Below are 17846 nucleotides of genomic sequence, written 5' to 3' on the forward strand. Positions count from 1 at the left end.
ATGTTCAGACTGACCCAGTACATGAAGGAGCTGTTTCATCCCACGCCCCCTCGCCGCCGCGGAGACGGCACAGGAGGTGTCAAGCCTGTCGTCATCTGGAACCTCACCAGACGCTGCAACCTGCGCTGTCGACATTGCTACACAACCTCGGCGGATATTCCCTTTCCAGGGGAGCTCTCACACGAACAAGCCATGGCCATCCTTGAGGATCTCTCGGACTTCCGCATCCCCGCGCTCATCCTTTCCGGCGGTGAGCCCTTGGCTCGGTTTGACTTCTTCCAACTCGCCCAACGAGCCCGTGATCTGAACTTCCGCCACCTCTCTCTATCCACCAACGGTACGCGACTCACTGGCGAGAATGCCCGCCGAGTAGCCGATTTGGGCTTCGACTATGTTGGAATATCGCTGGATGGCATCGGTGCAACGAACGACTGGTTTCGTGGTGTGAACGGTGCATTTGCAGACGCACTGGCTGGCGTCCGCGCTTGCAAGGCACTGGGCGTGAAGGTCGGTCTCCGGTTCACCATAACGGAGGACAACGCAGGCCAACTTCCTGACATGCTTGATCTCTGCGATGCTGAAGGTGTGGATAAGTTCTACTTGTCACACCTTGTCTACGCGGGGCGCGGTGACAAGCACCGCGGCGAAGATACTGGTCACTTGCGCACCCGAAATGCAATGGATCTCCTGATCGATCGAGCCTGGGCCGCCGTAGCGGAAGACAGACCTCTCGAGATCGTCACCGGCAATAACGATGCTGATGCGGTCTACCTGCTGAGATGGATCATGCGACACCTCGGAGAGGAGAAGTCTGAGCATGTGAGAGCACATCTCGAAGCCTGGGGAGGCAATTCATCCGGCGTCGGAGTGGCCAACATCGATCCACAAGGCCTCATACACCCAGACACCTACTGGTCCGATTACACGATTGGCTCCGTGAAGGAGAAGGCATTCTCCACGCTCTGGACAGGAGACGATCCTATGCTCGCAACCCTCCGGCAGAGGCCCCGGCCTCTCAAGGGGCGTTGCGGAGATTGTGCCTTCAAGGCCGTTTGCGGAGGCAACACACGAATTCGTGCCCTGCAATTGTCTGGCGACCCTTGGGAGGAGGATCCCGCCTGCTATCTTACAAACCAGGAAATCGGGCTTTTGGGGGAGACGACCCGCTTGCCACTCACTCCATTTCGCGGCAAGAGTCATGACCCGGTTCATCGCTTCCATTAGCCTGCTGTGCATTCTTGCCGGTCAGGCATATGCTGGATCGGACGCTGCCACGCTGTTTCAGGAGCACTGCTCCTCATGTCACGCTCCCACAAGGTTGGGGGGTACAGGCCCGGCCTTGATCCCGGAAAGTTTAGGAAAACTGAAGGGCAACACTCTTGAGTCGGTCATCACCAACGGTCGCCCCGCTACCCAGATGCCCGCCTTTGGAGATACCCTTTCCAAGGGAGACATCTCCGCTCTTGCTTCCTATGTGACAACACCACTGGCATTTGAGCCTAGCTGGACTGCTGATGACATAACATCTACCCGCACTCTCGATACCTCTTACAAGCCCGCTGAGAGGCCGGTGTTCAGCGGCGACCCAATGAACATCACTCTTGTCGTTGAGACGGGGGACCACCATGTCAGCGTGCTCGACGGTGACAATTTCAGCATTCTTGATCGTTTCGCCACTCCATTTGCAGTTCATGGCGGCCCGAAGTTCAGTCCCGACGGACGCTATGTGTTCATCATGTCGCGAGACGGATGGGTTCAGAAATACGACATATGGTCTCTAAAGGAAGTGGGACGCATTCGAGCGGGTTTGAATAGCCGAAATATTGCCATGAGCCATGACGGCCAATGGCTCGCTGTTGCGAACTACCTCCCGGATACGCTTACGATTATTTCCACCAGAGATCTGAGCGTCATTAAGGTAATCGACGTAAAGGGGAAGGACGGTACGCCATCGCGGGTATCCGCCGTCTACCAGGCACCAGACCGCAAGAGCTTTGTGCTGGCTCTGAAGGATGCTCCCGAGATTTGGGAAGTCGCCACCTCCCCAGACGCTGGACCGTATCACGACGGCTTCGTTCACAGCTTCGAATCCGGAATGGAAGAGTCTCTCGCCGCAGAAAGAGGATTGTTCGCCCGCCGCAGGATCATGATATCTGCTCCCCTCGACGATTTCTTCTTCACGCCGGGCTACAGGAACCTCATTGGCTCCAATCGAGCGGGCGATAAAGGAGTCGTAGTCAACCTGGATGTTGGACGAGAAATTGCCGAACTTCCACTTCCCGGGATGCCGCATCTGGGTTCAGGCATCACGTGGGAGTCTCAAGGCCGTCACGTCATGGCAACACCTCATCTCAAGGAGGGTATTCTCTCCGTCATCGACATTGATAACTGGACGCTCATTAAAACCATCAAAATGGATGGGCCAGGCTTCTTTTTGCGTAGTCATGAAAGCAGCCCGTATGTGTGGGCTGATGTGTTCTTCGGCCCCCACAAGGACGAAATGCACATCATCGACAAGCAATCACTTGAAATCGTCAAGACTCTCAATCCGGCACCAGGGAAGACCGTTGCCCATACGGAGTTTACGCGGGATGGTCGCTACGCACTCGTTTCGGTCTGGGAGGATGATGGAGCGGTCATCGTCTATGACGCCAAGACCCTTGAAGAGGTAAAGCGACTGCCGATGCGAAAGCCAGCGGGCAAGTATAATGTGTGGAACAAGATCACGTTCTCGGATGGAACGAGCCATTAGAATGACCATGCATAACGCCGTTATTGTTGCTCATGGCTCACCAGGGACTCCTCAACCTCAGGACGCGGCGATGGCAGTTCTCGCGGCCAGTGTCTCGGATGTGCTCCCGAATTGGACGATACGTGGAGCAACTTTGGCATCGCCAGGCAGTCTCGAGTCGGCACTTCACGGCGTGGACAGCCCCCTTATCTATCCATTCTTCATGTCTCAGGGCTACTTCACGAGTGACATTCTACCAAGGAGACTGAGTAGCGCTGGATGCAATTATCTGCAGTTGCCACCATTTGGAGCGGATCCGGCGATCCCTGCCCTTGTAGCGGAAGCTGCGATGACGGGCGCTCGCACTGCAAATCTCATTCCGGAAGAGACTTCGCTCCTGCTTGCCGCTCACGGAAGCGAGGTCTCGCCAGCTTCCCGCATTGCCACTCTCGCGTTGGTCGAGCAACTTCTCGCGGCTCTGCCGTTTAAAGCAGTCGTGGCAGGCTTCATCGAAGAGCCGCCATATCTGGGGGAGTCAGCACGTGATCTCGGACGGGCTCTCTGCCTGCCACTTTTCACGTTGACCGCAAGCCACGTTCTCGATGACGTGCCTGATGCCATGCTTCGAGCCGGCTTCACTGGCCCGATTCTTCCTGCCATTGGATCGCATCTGGCCGTTCCACGCGTCATTGCGGCCGGCCTTGAACGCTACGCCACGCGGATAGCGGCATGAAGAAGCGCGCCGAGGACATATGGCCTGTCTGGAAGCTCGGCCTGTTGCTATACCCCTTTGCGACTGCGGCAGTTGCAGTTAATCTGTTCATGCTAGCACTTCTTGGGAGCTGGATTGGACTTGGCACGCTGTCGCCCATGTCTGCTGTCTGGCTTTCGCTACCCCTTGGCATTCCTGCCACGTGGGCATCAGCACTATGGGTGCAACGACTTCTTGTCCAAGCGTCACGTTGAACTAATGACAGGCAACAACAGAAGGGAAAAGCAAACATGAAGATTACTACAATCATCGCGGCGGCAGTTATTGCTGCCATGTGCCTTCCTGCCCTCGCAGATGGCGATGCGGCAAAGGGAGAAAAGGTGTTCGTTAAGTGCAAGACCTGCCATGACGTTGACAAAGGCGTCAACAGGGTTGGACCAACACTCAAGGGCGTCGTCGGCCGTCCGGTCGCGTCAGTTGAAGGTTTCAAGTATTCTGAGGACATGCTTGCCAAGGGCAAGGAGGGAGCGGTTTGGGATGAAGCTACCCTTGCTGCCTATCTTCCCGATCCAAAGGCCTGGGTTCCCAAGACAAAAATGGCGTTTGCGGGCCTCAAGAAGCCCGAAGATGTCATGGATCTCATTGCATATTTAAAGACCAAGCCCTGATCAACCACCGCTTGAGAACTCCGGGCGGGTTACTTGCCCGGAGTTGCCCCGTCAGCATGAGGATTTGGCGCTTCGTCTATTTCGAACAAGATCAGCCAACGTCGCCTTATCTAGTTCACTGAGGAACGACATCATTGCGTCTTGGAGGTAGATTGGACCTCGGCATATGTTCTCCAAGCTGCACGCCCCCGGCGTCGACATGCATTGTACCGGCAGGAGAGTTGGCTCGGTCACTCTGATTATGTCTCCCAATCGGATATCTTCAGAACTCCTGCTGAGGCGAATTCCGCCTCTTCTTCCTCTTGTGCCAACTATGAAGTCTTTCCTGACCAATAAGTTGGCAATCTTGATGAGGTGGTTTTTTGATAGTTTCAGTGTGGCCGCAGCATCCCCTATCGTGATGGAGTGCCCTTCCTCCATCGCGAGCAACATGAGCAGTCTTATAGCGTAGTCGGAGAATTGCGTGAGTTGCACTCCACTCTCCCTTTGGGAGGATACTGAGACAGACTCCGTCGAGACTGAATGACCAAAGTCAAGAGGGCGCACACAGGTTTTCTCCCCCATCGCGTACGCGGTTCCTGGCGCATCCACGGTTAGGGCACATGACTACAGTTTAGGGCAATTTAACCAAAGTCAATGCCAATAAACTGAAGGTGTCGGAATCTGGCCGGGAGACTTTAGATCCTCTCCGGAGTGCCCTGATGGACTATGAAAGCTTTTTCCAGACCGAACTCGACGCGCTGAAGACCGAAGGCCGCTACCGCGTCTTCGCCGATCTCGAGCGCAAGGCGGGCAATTTCCCGAAAGCGACGCACTACGGCCCGGACAAGAAGGAGATCACCGTCTGGTGCTCAAACGACTATTTGGGAATGGGCCAGAACGCGTCCGTCATCGCGGCAATGCACGAGGCGCTGGATCGCTGCGGCGCAGGCGCCGGCGGCACGCGCAACATTTCCGGCACCAACCACTACCATGTCGAACTCGAGCGCGAGCTGGCGGACCTTCACGGCAAGGAAGGCGCCCTGCTCTTCACCTCCGGCTATGTCTCGAACTGGGCGGCGCTGGGCACGCTGGCGAGCTGCATTCGCGGGTGCATGGTGTTCTCGGACGCCGGAAACCATGCCTCGATGATCGAGGGCATTCGCCACAGCCGCGCCGAGCGCCACATCTTCAGGCACAATGACCTCGTCGACCTCGAGCGCCTGCTCAAGGCGGCCGATCCGTCGCGCCCCAAGCTCATCGCCTTCGAGTCGGTCTATTCGATGGATGGCGACATCGGCCCGATCAAGGAGATCTGCGACCTCGCCAACAAGTACGGCGCCATGACCTATCTCGACGAGGTACATGCGGTGGGCATGTATGGCCCGCGCGGAGGAGGAATTGCCGAGCGCGAGGGGCTGATGGACCGCATCACGGTAATCGAGGGCACCCTCGGCAAGGCCTTCGGCGTCGTCGGCGGCTACATCACCGGCTCCGCCGCGCTGTGCGACTTCGTGCGCAGCTTCGCCTCAGGCTTCATCTTCACCACCGCCCTGCCGCCGCACTGCGCCGCAGGTGCCGCTGCCTCGATCCGCCATCTCAAGGCCTCGCAGTTCGAGCGCATGCGCCAAAAGGACCGGGTTGCACGGCTGCGCAAGAAGCTGGACCAGGCGGGCGTACCTTACATGGCGAACAGCAGCCACATCGTTCCGGTGATGGTGGGCGATGCCAAGAAGTGCAAGTGGATCAGCGACATCCTGCTCTCGCAGCATGGCATCTACATCCAGCCCATCAACTACCCCACCGTGCCGCGTGGCACCGAGCGGCTGCGCATCACCCCGACCCCCTTGCACAGCGATGCCGACATCGACCAACTGGTGACCGCCCTCTCCGAGCTTTGGTCGCAATGCGCCCTGTCTAGGGCGGTTGCCTGATGGCGGATTGGAGAACCGCAGCGACGCCCAGCGGCCTCTAGACCATCAGGTGAAATAGATTGAGGGCAATTCGCGTCCAATGGACAGCAGGAGATATGACAGTTGAAGTTAAAAACCGCAGTAGACGCACTTGTCGGGGCATCAATTGGATCTTCGCCTAACAATTGCATATCAGCCAACTTGATAGCCGCGGCACTCGCACCCAAGCACTCGTTCATTCCCCAAGATGAGATGCTTGCCGCCATCCGAATCTCTCTCAAACGCCTCATGTATCGAGGCAAGTGACTTCAGAAGCATTACTGATTGCGTATTCGCTTTCCACAGTTAAGCCTGACCGTTGTAGGGGCGCCACACGCTGAGTTCACCTACTTCTGAGTCGAAGCGCCCCCTCGACCACTCATCCCCCTGCCCCCGCCTCTCGGCCTCGCGCCACACATCCTCCTCCGCCGGCAGTCTCTTCGAGACATAGCGCCATGCCAGCGGCAGCAGCACCCTGCCATGTCGTGACGCGAACTCGATCCAGAAGGATGACCGCTGCGACGCTCCGCTACCAGCGCCGGCTGAAGGATTTTCGCGTGATAGCGGCAACTTCCTTTATCAGGCTGCTTGCCTCTTGTTCCGGCCGCTGCCAGATCTTGCGGCCGACGACAACGCCCTGGGCTCCGGCCTCGATGGCTTCACGGATGTCTTTCAGGGTTGAGTCCTTGTCGCCACTCAACGGTCCTCCGGCAACGACTATCGGAATGTTGAGCTCAGCACAGAGTTTCGCCGTTGCATCGGGCCCCGGGAAGGTGATCTTGATGATGTCGGCCCCGAGGTCGTAGCCGACACGGGCTACTTCCAGCTCGGCCTCGATAATCTCAGGAGTACGCGGCGCGGCGAGGAAGACCGGTTCGACCATGACGGGAATGTGCCACTTTGAGGCCTCCGACACGACCGTGCCGATGCGTTTGCAATAGAGCACCTTCTCAGCATCATTGACGTTCCACGGCAGCAATAGCTTGACGCAATCGACTCCAAGGCGAGCCGCATCCTCGACACTCGCGACCAGCGTACCAGTACCCGTGTCAGGCGCACCCGTCGGCCAGAAGGCGTCTATGGCCAGAACCCGCGCGAGGTGTGACGCCTTGGCGAGTTCGACTTCGGACTGCTTGACGATTCCGGTCGATACCATGAACCCCGTAATGTCTTCCGGAATGAAGCGCTTCATCACCTCCACAGGAGCTTCCAGTGACTTTACCCTGCCCCACACCAGGCCATGGTCAATGGGCACGATCAGCGCAGCGCGATCGGGGCGCAGAACACGGTTCATGCGATAGTTGGTCGAATAGCGGTTGGTCATTTGGCTCCTCGTCGCGGCATGAAAGCAGTCAGGTGATCATTGAGGTCGTTCGGCCAACAGCTCATCACTGAAGAAGATGCTCTGCCGTTTTCACCGCCTGCGCCACGATGGTTAGCGAGGGGTTCACCGCCGTTGACGACGGCAGGAACGAGGCATCGACGACATAGAGATTGTCGAGATCCCAGGCCTTGCAGTTGGAATCGAGAACCGATGTCGCAGGATCACTGCCGAAGCGCGCCGTGCCGCACTGGTGCATGGCGACGGTGATGTCCATCTTCTGAGTGATGACGATCGGATAGCCGAGGCTCTTCATCAGACTGGTCCAGTGGCTGACGAGCTCGCCGTGGGATTTCAGGTTGTTGGGCGTGTAGGATACGCGGATCTTGCCGTCGCCATCTACCGTGACCCGGTTGTTGGGGTCCGGCAGGTCCTCCGACATGATCCACCAGTCGACGCTACGTTCGGCGAACCAACTCATCAGGCTTTCGGGTACCCAGCGCATGTTCGCGGTGAGCATGCCTCCCTGCAGCTTGCCCAGCCCCTGAACATTGCCGAGTGGATAGGGTCTCACCTCGTTCTTCAGATAGTAGTCGTTGACGCACAGCGACTTCTGGAAGACCACGTGGTTCTTCTTGAAGGGGTTCACCGCCATCATGGCCGTGTTGTTGTGGGCCATATAGTTGCGGCCGAGCAGGTCGGAGGAGTTCGCCAGCCCCCTCGGGTGCCTGTCATTGGCGGAGCGCAGCAGCAAGGCCGCCGAATTGATGGCGCCGGCACTGGAGATGAACACGCCGCCAGAAATCACCCGCCGCTCGCCCTTCTGCTCGATCTCGACCCCCGTCACCTTGCGGCCGGATGGATCGGTGAGGAAGCGGTGCACATAGGTTTCGAGGATGAGATCGACATTGCCTGTGGCCAGGGCCGGGTCGACAAGGCGCACCTCGGCGTCGTTCTTCGCGCCGATCTTGCAGGCAAAGCCATCGCAGGTGCGGCAGCGGATGCATTTGCCGCCGGCGTGCAGGTCGATGGCCACGGGCAAGGGAAAGGGGTGGAGCCCCTTGGCCTTCAGCTTCGTGTTGAAGGCCTCGATCTCGGGTTCATGACCGATGGCGGGATGCGGGAAGGGTGCGGACCGCGGCGGCTCGGTGGGGTCGAGCCCCTGCTCGCCGTGGGTGCCCATCAGCTTCTCGGCCACGGCATAATAGGGTTCGAGATCGGCATAGCGGATGGGCCAGGCGGGGGTTCGCCCGGCTTCGTGCTCCATGCCTTCGAAGTCCTGCTCGCGGAAGCGCAGCGTCGCCGTGCCGAAGAACTTGGAATTGCCGCCGACATAGTAATAGGTCGACGGCGTGAACTCGGCACCGCTGCGATCGCGCCAGGTTTCCCGCGTCGAATATTTCCGGTCGTGGAAGACGGCCTTGACGCTCCAGTTGTCGGCCTCGCGCGGAAGCCTGGTGCCGCGCTCAATGACCAGCACCTTGCGGCCTGCCTGCGCCAGCCGGTTGGCCATGGCCCCGCCGCCGACACCCGCACCGACAATCACCACGTCATAGGATGATTTCACACCGCTCATCCGGCCCTCTCGACTGACACGTGCCGGGCCGCTTCCGCAAACAGCGCGGGCTGGCCCGGATAGATCGACGCCATCACCTCGAATGACTGGTCGAGGTGGATGCGCATGGCGAGTTCCGCCTGCATGGCGTTGCGCCGCCCCAGCGCCTGCACGATTGCCGCGTGCTGCTCCGTCACCTCGGCGAGGTGGCCTGGTACCGGGGCCGAGAGCTGCCGCATGCGGTCCAGCTGCACCTTGGCAAGGCCGATGAACTTCCAGATCCGCGGATAGCCGCTGACGCGGGCAATGGCGGCATGGAAGGCGTCGTCGACCTCGAGGTAATCCGCCAGCCGGTCCTCGCGCAGGATGCGGTGCATCCGCGCCACGATGAGCTCGAGTTCTGCGATGCCGGCACCGGTGATGAGTGCCGCAGCCTTGCGCACGCTTTCCACCTCCAGCGCCCGGCGCAGCACGAAGCCCTCCTCCGCCAGGGCAAACGAGATGCGGCTCACCCAGGTGCCGGAATGGGGGAAGATGTCGACCAGGTCTTCCTCGGCCAGCCGCTGCAGCGCCTCGCGCACTGGCGTTCGGGAGACATTGAACTGGGCGCAGATGTCCTTTTCCGAGATGGCCGTCCCGGGCTGCATCTCCAGCCGGACGATGGCGCGGCGAAGCTGCTCATATATCTGATCGGCTTTGGCGGGGTTCTTCTCTGCCATTACTTTCAAGCGCTTGACAGGTTGGCGGCGTTCTGCGCCTAGTAACTCATATATCAGTTGGGCTGACAAGCAGAAAGACGCGCCATGAGCACCATCAGCTATCTCACCCGCGTGGAGTTCGGCGAAGGCCAGGTATCGCGGCTGCAGGAGTTCCTCGATCTTCTCGGCGTGAAGCGCCCCCTGCTCTGTACCGACCGCGGCCTCGTTGCCACCGGCATGGTCCAGCGCATCGCCGCCCTGCTGAAGGCGCCGCCCGCCATCTTCGACGGCACGCCGGCCAACCCGACCGAAGAGGCGGTGCTCGCCGCCCATGCGCAGTATGTGGCCGAAGGCTGCGATGGCATCATCGGGCTGGGCGGCGGCTCGGCCCTCGACCTTGCCAAGGGTGTGCGTCTGCTGACGGGCCATGATGGCCCGCTGGCACAATACACACTGGTGGCCGGCGGCCTCGCCCGCATTCATGGCCGCATCTGCCCGCTCATCGCCATTCCGACGACCGCCGGCACCGGCTCGGAAGTCGGCCGCGCCGCCGTCATCATCACCGCGGAAGGCCGCAAGCTCGGCATCATCTCGCCGCACATGCTGCCCTCCATCGCGCTGTGCGATCCCGAACTCACCTACGGCCTGCCGCCGGGCCTCACCGCGGCGACGGGGATGGACGCCATCTCGCACTGTCTTGAGACCTTCATGGCCCCCGCCTTCAACCCGCCGGCCGATGCCATCGCGCTAGACGGGCTCGCGCGCGGCTGGCGCTCCATTGAGAAGGCCGTGAGAGATGGGTCCGACAAGTCGGCGCGCAATGACATGATGGTCTGCGCGCTCGAGGGCGCACTGGCCTTCCAGAAGGGTCTCGGCGCCGTTCACGCCCTTACCCACCCGCTCGGCGCCATCCGCCAGCTCAACCTGCACCACGGCACGCTCAACGCCGTGCTGATGCCCGCCGTGCTGCGATTCAACCGCCCGGCCATCGGCGCCAAGTGGGATCAGCTCCAGAGCTTCTTCGGCGAAGCACCCGACGTCGCAGTGGCGAAGCTCAACCAGCGCCTCGGCATGCCTGCAGGCCTCGCAGCCATGGGCGTCACCGAGGAGATGCTTCGTCCCGTCGCAGAAGACGCCCTGAAGGATCATTGCCACGCCACCAATCCCCGCACGCCGACCGCAGACGACTACCTCGTCATCATGCGCGAGAGCTGCTGAATCACGACACGCCCAAGGCCGGGAGGATCAAATGACTGACGTTTCGGACTATCGTGGCATCTTCAGCCTCGCAGGCAAGAAGGCCATCGTCACCGGCGGCTCGCGCGGCATCGGCAAGGCGCTGGCCGAGGGCCTCGCGGCGCACGGCGCGGATGTCGCCATCGTCGTCCAGAACACGGTGGAGCGCGGCGAGGCCGTGGCCGCGGGGATCAGGGCCGCGGGCCGCGATGCCATGGTCATCAAGGCCAATGTCGCCAGCGAGGCAGATACCATCCGCGTGGCGGACGAGGTCGCTGCACGCTGCGGGCGGATCGACATTCTCATCAACAATGCCGGAATCGTTCTGCCGGCTGCCGCCGAGGACTGCAGCCTTGATGACTGGCGTTGGACCATGGCGGTGAACCTCGATGGCGTGTTCCTGATGTCGCGCGCCGTGGGCCGGAAGATGATCGCGCAGAAATCCGGCACCATCATCTCGGTCGGCTCGATGTCAGGCCGCATCGTTAACTGGCCGTTCCGGCATGCCGCCTACAATGTCTCGAAGGCCGGCGTCCACATGCTCACCAAGTGCCTTGCCACCGAATGGGCGGAGCACAACATCCGCGTCAACGCCATAGCACCCGGCTACGTGTTGACTGAACTCACCGAAGAGGTGCTGCGCGATCATCCGGATGTGGTCAATAACCAGTGGGCCAAGGGAGCTGTCCAGAATCGTATTGGCAGCGTCGAGGAACTGGTGGGCGCCACTGTCTATCTCGCGTCAGATGCTGCAAGTTTCACCACCGGCGAGGTCATCACGATTGATGGCGGATTAACACTGCGCTAGCTTAATCAGCTTTCCACTGCTTCTGCCGCCGCTCCCTCAGCCACTCATCTCCCTGCCCCCGCCTCTCGGCCTCACGCCACGCAGCCTCCTCCTCCGGCGGCATCCTCTTGCCGACGAACTGCCACGCCAGCGGCAGCAGCGCCTTCGCCACCCGAGACCCGAACTCGATCCAGAAGGAGGGCCGCTGCGCCACGAGGAATGCCCCGGCCCCAAGGCCTAGGAGCACCACGGCTATCGCAACGCCCTCCTGCCAGCTCATGCTCAGACCACCTTCTTGTTGGGGATGGCCCAGACCAGCACCGGGGTGACGAGACCGATGATGGTGGCAATGGTGTCAGGGGTCGCCCAGGCCATGCTGAACCCGGTGTAGGTCTGGACAATGAACAGGATGCCCATGATGGCGGCAACGAGCGCCTTGTCGATCGACGTGAACAAGCGAGTTTCTCCTATGCTTCGTTGGTGGAAAGGGCGCCGTTGGCCGCCAGCACGACAGGTCGGACTGCAACCGGCTGATTGATCCTCCAGGGGCAGCGCCGGGCCCCGAGAAGGCGGTTCTTGGCGATGCGCTTGATCATCACCCGGTCGGACTGGTTGCCGCCGAGAACATGGAAGGCCTGGGCGTCCTCGCCGACATAGAGCCCCACATGGCCGTTGAAGCCGCCTGACGTCCCCCGCCAGAAGACGAGGACATCGCCTAAGGCGGGCTTCTGCTGGGGCACGCCGAAGGCCAGCCAGTTGCGGGCGCCCAGAGGGTTCAGGGGAACATCCCAGCCGGCCTGCAGCGCCACATAGGCCATCCAAAGCCCGCACCAGGCGGTCGCGTCGCTGCGGTAGATGCGATCGAGGCCCGTGACCTTCGCCCAAGCCAGTATCGATGGGTTCGACCCCGCTCCCGGCTTCTCGATGGTGCCGTAGGTCTTGAGCGCCTCGACAAGGAGGCGCGGGCCCGGCTCACGCTCAAGCCAGGCGTATTGCCGTGGAAGGTCCATGGTTCAGTTCTCCGGGTATGGAAGTTTGGGGTTGCGCGACCAGCCACGGATGAAGCGCAGCACGCCCTCGCAGATCAGCATGGCGGTCAGGCCGACGAGGAAGCCGATCGCGTGCTCGGTTGAGGCGTCACCCGTCAGCGCCGGGAAGTACGCCTTCGCCGCCGCGTAGACGGGTGTCGTCAGGTAGCCTGCGGTCAGGCTGCCAATGACCACGGAGGAGATGGCCGCAAGCCACCCGCCCCCGGACAGCAGCGCGCGCACCACACCTCCGGCCACACCGGCCACCAGATGTGTCGCCTTGATCCCGAGCACGGCCTGAACCGGGTCCATGGGTCACCTCACAATGTCGTGGAAAAGGGAAAAGGCGCTAAAGGCGCTTGGTCGGACTCCGGGGCGCCGGCCAGTTCGCGCAGCACGGCGGCCCTCTGGCGTAGTTGGAGCATCCGTCGCTTGTGGGCGAGCATCTCCGAGGCGGCCTTGTCGGCCCGCGCCTCGAGTTCCGCCGCCATCTCAAGCAGTGTGTCGCGCTGGAACGGGATCATCACGCCATGTCTCCCGACAGGGTCCAGGTGTTGGTCCCGGTCTTTCGGAGCCGCACCACGGAGTATTGCCCGGCCGTCGCCGCCATGCGGGTTGATGGCTTGTTCACCGTCACCCCGACGTCGCCAACGATCGACACCTGGCCGGCACCCCTCTGCTCCAACTCGATGGCCGCCCCGATCGGAAAGGCAACGGACGCGTTGGCCGGGACGGTGACGGTTGTCGCAGTGGCCGAGGCGAACAGCAGGCAGGCGTTGATGTCGACCATGCTGAGCGTACGCGCCGCCGCTGCGTCGGTCTGCACGTTTGCGATGTTGATGCCGCCTTCGACCTCGATCACCTCGAGCGTCAGGACGGTACGGTCAGCCTCGATAATGACGGAGGTGTCTGAGGTTCTGAGGAACAGTTCGAACCAGTCGCCCTCGACGACGCTGACGACGCTGGTGGCCGCATTCAGGATCTGGCTGGTCGTACCGCTGTTCTCGGCGTCAAGCGAACCACTGCCGTAATAGACTTCGCTGCCGTTCTTGCGGATCGAGACATAGTTATCAGAACCGGCTGCAATGCTGGAGAAGCGCACGGAGGCGTGCAGCTTGACCCGCCTGATCCCAAGGCCCGCCGGAATGGTCAAGCGGGTATTGTTGGTGACCGTGTCGTGGAACCCATCGGTGTCGAAGGCCTCGGAATTGAATGGCACCGCATAGCCGGCCGTGATGTTGAGGGCCCCGGTCGAGGCGGACATATAGACCTGTGCGCCCATGAAGCGCGGCGTAGCGGCAACGGGGAGAAGCGTTCCAGGTGACGTGAACTGGAGGCCTGTGCCATCGGTCCTCACCGTGACCAGCTTGCCGCCATGCCCCGCATAGCTCGTTGGCACGTCCGAGAGCCCCGTGAAGGCGATCTGCGATACGGCGGCAGACAGGGAATTTGCCGTATCGTCATAGGTGAAGCTGATCCCGGAATGGGTTCCGGCCGACAACGCCGTCGCCGCAGCATCCTGGGCCAGTTCGTCGGTGTACTGCGTGATGTCGACGGTGGCGCTGACCTGCTGACTGGCAAAGTCGTAGGCAAAACTGATCCCCGTGTGGGATCCGGAGTACAGGAAATCCCTGACAGCATTGAAGTACTCCACCCTCCCGGCCGTGAAGTCGACCGTGGAGGTGATGTCGCCAGAGACCGGATCATGGGCATAGCTGATGCCGGTGTGCGTGTCGTTGTCGAAGACCGGCCCCACGGAACTCCGGGCCGCGGCATCGCCATCGAACATCAACTGGTAAACGGGTACGCCGCCTATGGTCTGGGTTGGCAGGAAGTCCGGGCCACTGGTGTGGTCGGCGGCGATGAAGAAGACATCATTGCCGTTACGGACGATGTCGTTCTTCAGGTAGGAGGTGTTCGGCGCCCAGGTTCCCATGAAGCGAAGCGCCACGGCTGGCACCGGCAGGGGGCCATAGACGTCGCCATTGTCCATGATGACCGTCAGGGCAGAGCCCGAACTGGTGATGGCCTCGATCTGGGCGGGCTGAGCGGGGTTGGTTTCGACGGCGGAAAGCCTTGTGGCAAGGCCATGGAAGTTCCCGTCGACCTCTCCTGCTGTCAGGTTGGCGCCCTTGCCGGGGCCCCAGACGCCCGGCGTCCGGTAGGTGATCGTCATGTTCTGTCCTCACAGGAATTGCAGCTGGGGCCCATTGACCAGGATGCGTCCGATGATCTGCGGGTTGTTGTAGCGGGTGGAGATGGTCACCGACCGGGAGAGGCTAGGCCCTGAGGCCCCCTCGAGGTAGTCGACCCGGAAAGACACCTGGCCATTGCCCGGCTCCCCGTACCAGTGGGCCGCGCAGTTGATCACCATCTGACGGGAGGGATCCGAGGACGCCGCGGCATAGGCCAGCATGTTGTCGAGGTTCGCGTCGACATATTCCTCGCCACCCTGGTTAGTGTTGTCGCCCGATACCCAGTGGAGAAGGTCCAGCAACTGGACGGAACCGGGGCGGTATGTGCTGGCGGAACCTCCGAAGCTCCAGCCGACAGAACCACCCAGGATGTTGCCGCCGAAAGTCACCCAGGTCTTGGTATCGAGATCGCGCCCGGCGCCTGCCGTCCAGATGTAGCGCAGCCGGATCCTGCCCCTCGACCAGCTCACCGCGACGATGCGCTGGAAAGGTCCGATACAGGGTGCTGCCATGGGTCAGGCCGGATTCGAGAAGTTCCAGGTGTAGATGCCGCTCATCCCCACCATCTCGAGGCTGTCAATCACCTCGACATCGACCCAGATGCTCTGGTTGTCAGGGTTGTAGACCCGAATGACATGGGTTCGCCGCATCGTCTCGTCGAGGATGTGCATATTGGAGGGGCCGCTTCCGCCGCCGCCCCCACCGTCATAACTGTCATAGACGCTGGTGCGTTCGGCGAGCCCCAGGGGTCCGTTTCCCCACTCGATGACCGCCTCGTTGTCTTCGGACGCCGTGACAGGCTGTACGGCCTGGTTCCTGAGGACGGTAACGGCACTTGCGGGCCTGACGACGATTTCGATGCTCATGCGGAGGGGGCCTCAAGGTCGATGGTCTTCGGCACGATGAGGGCCGAGCAGTCGATCTGGTAGTCAGTACGGAAGGGTCCGCCCTTCACCGGGCGGTAGCGGACAGCGATCTTCGTCGGGTACTTCGTCAGGGCGGCGTTGGTGTCCTGCGAGTTCCCATAGACATAGGGCTTCTGGACAGAGGCCGGATTGGTGATGGTGGTCGAGAGGATGGTCGTCGCGGGCGTCATGTTGAAGAGGTCGAGTCCGTCGTCATTGGGAACGATGCCGTCGAAATTGGCGATGGTAAGCGCTGCGTCCCCTGCCCCGTCCGTCACCAGCACCTGCGTCGCACCCACATAGACCTGGTAACCGTCGACATAGTCCGTGACATAGGCAGGCGTTCCAGGGTCAAGCACCAGCGAACCGCCGTAGCCCGGCGCGCAGCCAAGCGTCACCCGGCAGCCGGTTTCCCCCGAGGAGCCATCGGCGAAGATGGCGTAGGACTTGATCTTGCCGGTTGCGCCGCCTCCAGGCAGCCGCGGGTCGACCAAGGAGCCGCTCTTCCGCAGGCTCAGCGCGGCGGCATGGGAAAACGGCACTTCGAAGGAGATCTCTACGCAGCGGGCCGAAGCCAGCAGCCGGGCAGCGGCAATGTTGGCGAGGTAGGCGACACTCAAGTGCCCACGCTCCGTGGTGAAGTAGGCGCGCCGCCGGAGGTCGCCGATCGGCATCGTGTCCCCGGCATCCACCGGCTCGTCGGCATCGCCCGACACGGAGAGGGCAATCTGCTCCTCGTCCCCGGACTCGGTGACGATCTCCTGCAGACCTGATTGAAGCGTGAAGGTCGCCACTTCGGTGTAGCTGCGCTCAGCCTCGTAGGTGGCATCGAGATTGCCACTGATGGTCCACTTGTAGAGGATGTACTTGGTGACCCCGTCGCGGTCGTTGATCGTCTCGGTGTTGAGCTTCGACCAGGCGTCCCTGGCGAAGGCGTCCGCCACCGTCCAGCCACCGCCAATGCGCTGCCCCTTCTTCGGCCAGGCTGAGAGAAGCCCGTCACCGGTATAGGTGCGGATCCCGGCGAAGCTGAGGGGAACGGTGCCATAACCATATTGCGTCCAGCGCACCTGCGCCTCGATTACCACCTTCCGCTGCGGGGCGCCGGAATAGCCGCAGCGCACGCTGTCGGCATAGGCGTCGTCGCCAAAGGCCAGTGTGCCATCCTCGCCCGTCAGCACATGGCTGGCGGTCACGGCATGGGTCACCCGGTCGATGTGCCAGACCATGGGACGGGCCTCGAGCACGGTGTCCGGTTCAAGTCGCCGCTCCTGCTCGATGAACAGAGGATCAAAATGTTCGGGCTGCCGCATCGTGTCGGCGACCGCGGCCTTCGCTGCCTGATAGTTCAGCGGCTTTGCGATGAAGGACAGCGTCACGACGTCCTCGTTCATCTCCTCGGGCAGGCCGATCAGACGTCCGAAGAACAGCGGTGTCAGGGATGTTCCCTCCGAGACGGAAAGCCAACCCCAGCGCTTGCGGTTGATGCTGAGCAGCCCGACGCGGGGATTACGCACCTCGAGCCTGAGGGAGGCAAAGTCGCCCTCCTCCTGGGCAAGCTCAAAGGACAGGACCTGCTCGTCCTCACGGGCGAAGGCAGAGGAAAAGCTCGTCTGGCCGGCGTCGACCCAGGCAAAATGGAAAGCCATCAGACCTCCTCCAGCTGGAGTGACCAGGAGACTTCCGCCCCATACTCGTTGGTGTCCTGGCTGAACGACACGACCCGCATGGTGAGGCTCGGCCGGTAGAAGGTGAAGGAGCCCTCGGTGCGGGATGAGCCTGCCACCACGGGACGCGCCGGCGCACCGCCAGACGTTCGATAGGAAAGCTCCGAGATGCAACCGACGGTGAGCACCTGACCGGGCCAGACGCCATCGACGGCGGGCGGCTGCTGGTCCGCGCAGGAGACGGTCGAGCGGTACTTGCGGAACTCCGCGCGCGAGATGTCGATGAGCTCTCCATTGATGATGCGGCGCAGCTGCTGGGACGCAGAGATCGGCTCCAGCGACTGGCTGGCCCCACGCGCCGAATAGGGTGGCACGCCGATCCCAGACAGCGTCAGGACATCCGACACGGGGC

General features: G+C 61.6%; 21 protein-coding genes. 7 read left to right on the forward strand and 14 right to left on the reverse strand.

Going from position 1 to position 17846, the window contains the following annotated elements:
* The 4 genes from nirJ (at position 1) to DK847_RS06590 (ending at position 4111) form a co-directional block, all read left to right on the forward strand.
* Positions 1-1224 carry a heme d1 biosynthesis radical SAM protein NirJ gene (gene nirJ, locus DK847_RS06570; RefSeq protein WP_111197018.1) on the forward strand — a complete coding sequence of 408 codons (1224 nt, stop codon included), beginning with the start codon at positions 1-3 and terminating at the stop codon, positions 1222-1224.
* Positions 1199-2752, forward strand: coding sequence for a cytochrome D1 domain-containing protein (locus DK847_RS06575; protein WP_111197020.1), 1554 nt, complete (start codon positions 1199-1201; stop codon positions 2750-2752). Before nirJ ends, DK847_RS06575 begins: the two co-directional genes overlap by 26 nt.
* A 70-nt stretch (positions 2753-2822) precedes the next feature.
* On the forward strand, positions 2823-3464 hold the full coding sequence (locus DK847_RS06580; RefSeq protein WP_204508250.1) for a hypothetical protein: 642 nt from the start codon (positions 2823-2825) through the stop codon (positions 3462-3464).
* 269 nt (positions 3465-3733) lie between these two features.
* Positions 3734-4111 (forward strand): c-type cytochrome, encoded by a 378-nt coding sequence (locus tag DK847_RS06590; protein WP_111197024.1) that lies wholly within the window; start codon positions 3734-3736, stop codon positions 4109-4111.
* Between the two features lie 51 nt (positions 4112-4162).
* Here DK847_RS06590 and DK847_RS21120 read toward each other — a convergent pair whose 3' ends face one another.
* Positions 4163-4675 (reverse strand): RrF2 family transcriptional regulator, encoded by a 513-nt coding sequence (locus DK847_RS21120; protein WP_111197025.1) that lies wholly within the window; start codon positions 4673-4675, stop codon positions 4163-4165.
* Positions 4676-4812: 137 nt separating this feature from the next.
* On the opposite strand from DK847_RS21120, the gene hemA reads away from it, so the two are divergent.
* Positions 4813-6024, forward strand: a complete 1212-nt coding sequence (gene hemA / locus DK847_RS06600; RefSeq protein WP_111197026.1) for a 5-aminolevulinate synthase — start codon at positions 4813-4815, stop codon at positions 6022-6024.
* A gap of 547 nt (positions 6025-6571) precedes the next feature.
* Here the strand turns inward: hemA and DK847_RS06605 are convergent.
* The 3 genes from DK847_RS06605 to DK847_RS06615 all read right to left on the reverse strand — a co-directional run bounded on the left by DK847_RS06605 (position 6572) and on the right by DK847_RS06615 (position 9637).
* Positions 6572-7366 carry a class I fructose-bisphosphate aldolase gene (locus DK847_RS06605; protein ID WP_111197027.1) on the reverse strand — a complete coding sequence of 265 codons (795 nt, stop codon included), beginning with the start codon at positions 7364-7366 and terminating at the stop codon, positions 6572-6574.
* 64 nt (positions 7367-7430) lie between these two features.
* Positions 7431-8939, reverse strand: a complete 1509-nt coding sequence (locus tag DK847_RS06610) for a GMC oxidoreductase (protein WP_111197028.1) — start codon at positions 8937-8939, stop codon at positions 7431-7433.
* Complete coding sequence (locus tag DK847_RS06615) at positions 8936-9637, reverse strand: GntR family transcriptional regulator (RefSeq protein ID WP_111197030.1); 702 nt, start codon at positions 9635-9637, stop codon at positions 8936-8938. The genes DK847_RS06610 and DK847_RS06615 overlap by 4 nt, the downstream gene beginning before the upstream one ends.
* Before the next feature lie 84 nt (positions 9638-9721).
* On the opposite strand from DK847_RS06615, the gene DK847_RS06620 reads away from it, so the two are divergent.
* Both DK847_RS06620 and DK847_RS06625 read left to right on the forward strand, forming a co-directional pair.
* On the forward strand, positions 9722-10834 hold the full coding sequence (locus tag DK847_RS06620; protein WP_111197031.1) for an iron-containing alcohol dehydrogenase: 1113 nt from the start codon (positions 9722-9724) through the stop codon (positions 10832-10834).
* Between the two features lie 31 nt (positions 10835-10865).
* Complete coding sequence (locus DK847_RS06625) at positions 10866-11660, forward strand: SDR family NAD(P)-dependent oxidoreductase (RefSeq protein ID WP_111197033.1); 795 nt, start codon at positions 10866-10868, stop codon at positions 11658-11660.
* Between the two features lies 1 nt (position 11661).
* Here DK847_RS06625 and DK847_RS06630 read toward each other — a convergent pair whose 3' ends face one another.
* From DK847_RS06630 to DK847_RS06670, 10 genes are read right to left on the reverse strand one after another with little or no spacing between them, the layout of a single operon-like run.
* Positions 11662-11919: a hypothetical protein gene (locus DK847_RS06630; RefSeq protein WP_111197035.1), complete on the reverse strand. Its 258-nt coding sequence runs from the start codon at positions 11917-11919 to the stop codon at positions 11662-11664.
* A gap of 2 nt (positions 11920-11921) precedes the next feature.
* Complete coding sequence (locus tag DK847_RS20560) at positions 11922-12095, reverse strand: hypothetical protein (RefSeq protein WP_161957178.1); 174 nt, start codon at positions 12093-12095, stop codon at positions 11922-11924.
* Between the two features lie 11 nt (positions 12096-12106).
* Positions 12107-12649, reverse strand: a complete 543-nt coding sequence (locus DK847_RS06635; protein ID WP_111197037.1) for a TIGR02594 family protein — start codon at positions 12647-12649, stop codon at positions 12107-12109.
* Positions 12650-12652: 3 nt separating this feature from the next.
* On the reverse strand, positions 12653-12979 hold the full coding sequence (locus DK847_RS06640) for a hypothetical protein (protein WP_111197039.1): 327 nt from the start codon (positions 12977-12979) through the stop codon (positions 12653-12655).
* An 8-nt stretch (positions 12980-12987) separates the two neighbouring features.
* Positions 12988-13194 carry a hypothetical protein gene (locus tag DK847_RS06645; protein ID WP_146256062.1) on the reverse strand — a complete coding sequence of 69 codons (207 nt, stop codon included), beginning with the start codon at positions 13192-13194 and terminating at the stop codon, positions 12988-12990.
* Positions 13191-14843 (reverse strand): hypothetical protein, encoded by a 1653-nt coding sequence (locus DK847_RS20765; protein ID WP_111197043.1) that lies wholly within the window; start codon positions 14841-14843, stop codon positions 13191-13193. The genes DK847_RS06645 and DK847_RS20765 overlap by 4 nt, the downstream gene beginning before the upstream one ends.
* A 9-nt stretch (positions 14844-14852) precedes the next feature.
* Positions 14853-15374 carry a hypothetical protein gene (locus tag DK847_RS06655; RefSeq protein WP_111197045.1) on the reverse strand — a complete coding sequence of 174 codons (522 nt, stop codon included), beginning with the start codon at positions 15372-15374 and terminating at the stop codon, positions 14853-14855.
* A 3-nt stretch (positions 15375-15377) separates the two neighbouring features.
* A complete protein-coding gene (locus DK847_RS06660; RefSeq protein ID WP_111197047.1) occupies positions 15378-15728 on the reverse strand; it encodes a hypothetical protein in 351 nt (116 codons plus the stop codon).
* Positions 15725-17416, reverse strand: coding sequence for a hypothetical protein (locus DK847_RS06665; RefSeq protein WP_111197049.1), 1692 nt, complete (start codon positions 17414-17416; stop codon positions 15725-15727). Before DK847_RS06665 ends, DK847_RS06660 begins: the two co-directional genes overlap by 4 nt.
* Positions 17416-17841 (reverse strand): hypothetical protein, encoded by a 426-nt coding sequence (locus DK847_RS06670; RefSeq protein WP_111197051.1) that lies wholly within the window; start codon positions 17839-17841, stop codon positions 17416-17418. Before DK847_RS06670 ends, DK847_RS06665 begins: the two co-directional genes overlap by 1 nt.
* Between the last annotated feature and the right edge of the window lie 5 nt (positions 17842-17846).

The organism is Aestuariivirga litoralis, assembly GCF_003234965.1.
GTDB classification, from domain to species: Bacteria; Pseudomonadota; Alphaproteobacteria; order Rhizobiales; family Aestuariivirgaceae; genus Aestuariivirga; species Aestuariivirga litoralis.

Coding starts and splice junctions, on each gene's coding strand:
- DK847_RS06635 (WP_111197037.1), bottom strand. CDS start 12,649: ATGGACCTTCCACGGCAATACGCCTGGCTTGAGCGTGAGCCGGGCCCG.
- DK847_RS06590 (WP_111197024.1), top strand. CDS start 3,734: ATGAAGATTACTACAATCATCGCGGCGGCAGTTATTGCTGCCATGTGC.
- DK847_RS06580 (WP_204508250.1), top strand. CDS start 2,823: ATGGCAGTTCTCGCGGCCAGTGTCTCGGATGTGCTCCCGAATTGGACG.
- DK847_RS06655 (WP_111197045.1), bottom strand. CDS start 15,374: ATGGCAGCACCCTGTATCGGACCTTTCCAGCGCATCGTCGCGGTGAGC.
- DK847_RS06665 (WP_111197049.1), bottom strand. CDS start 17,416: ATGGCTTTCCATTTTGCCTGGGTCGACGCCGGCCAGACGAGCTTTTCC.
- DK847_RS06620 (WP_111197031.1), top strand. CDS start 9,722: ATGAGCACCATCAGCTATCTCACCCGCGTGGAGTTCGGCGAAGGCCAG.
- DK847_RS21120 (WP_111197025.1), bottom strand. CDS start 4,675: ATGGGGGAGAAAACCTGTGTGCGCCCTCTTGACTTTGGTCATTCAGTC.
- DK847_RS06640 (WP_111197039.1), bottom strand. CDS start 12,979: ATGGACCCGGTTCAGGCCGTGCTCGGGATCAAGGCGACACATCTGGTG.
- DK847_RS06575 (WP_111197020.1), top strand. CDS start 1,199: ATGACCCGGTTCATCGCTTCCATTAGCCTGCTGTGCATTCTTGCCGGT.
- DK847_RS20765 (WP_111197043.1), bottom strand. CDS start 14,843: ATGACGATCACCTACCGGACGCCGGGCGTCTGGGGCCCCGGCAAGGGC.
- hemA (WP_111197026.1), top strand. CDS start 4,813: ATGGACTATGAAAGCTTTTTCCAGACCGAACTCGACGCGCTGAAGACC.
- DK847_RS06615 (WP_111197030.1), bottom strand. CDS start 9,637: ATGGCAGAGAAGAACCCCGCCAAAGCCGATCAGATATATGAGCAGCTT.
- DK847_RS06630 (WP_111197035.1), bottom strand. CDS start 11,919: ATGAGCTGGCAGGAGGGCGTTGCGATAGCCGTGGTGCTCCTAGGCCTT.
- DK847_RS06660 (WP_111197047.1), bottom strand. CDS start 15,728: ATGAGCATCGAAATCGTCGTCAGGCCCGCAAGTGCCGTTACCGTCCTC.
- DK847_RS06605 (WP_111197027.1), bottom strand. CDS start 7,366: ATGACCAACCGCTATTCGACCAACTATCGCATGAACCGTGTTCTGCGC.
- nirJ (WP_111197018.1), top strand. CDS start 1: ATGTTCAGACTGACCCAGTACATGAAGGAGCTGTTTCATCCCACGCCC.
- DK847_RS06610 (WP_111197028.1), bottom strand. CDS start 8,939: ATGAGCGGTGTGAAATCATCCTATGACGTGGTGATTGTCGGTGCGGGT.
- DK847_RS06625 (WP_111197033.1), top strand. CDS start 10,866: ATGACTGACGTTTCGGACTATCGTGGCATCTTCAGCCTCGCAGGCAAG.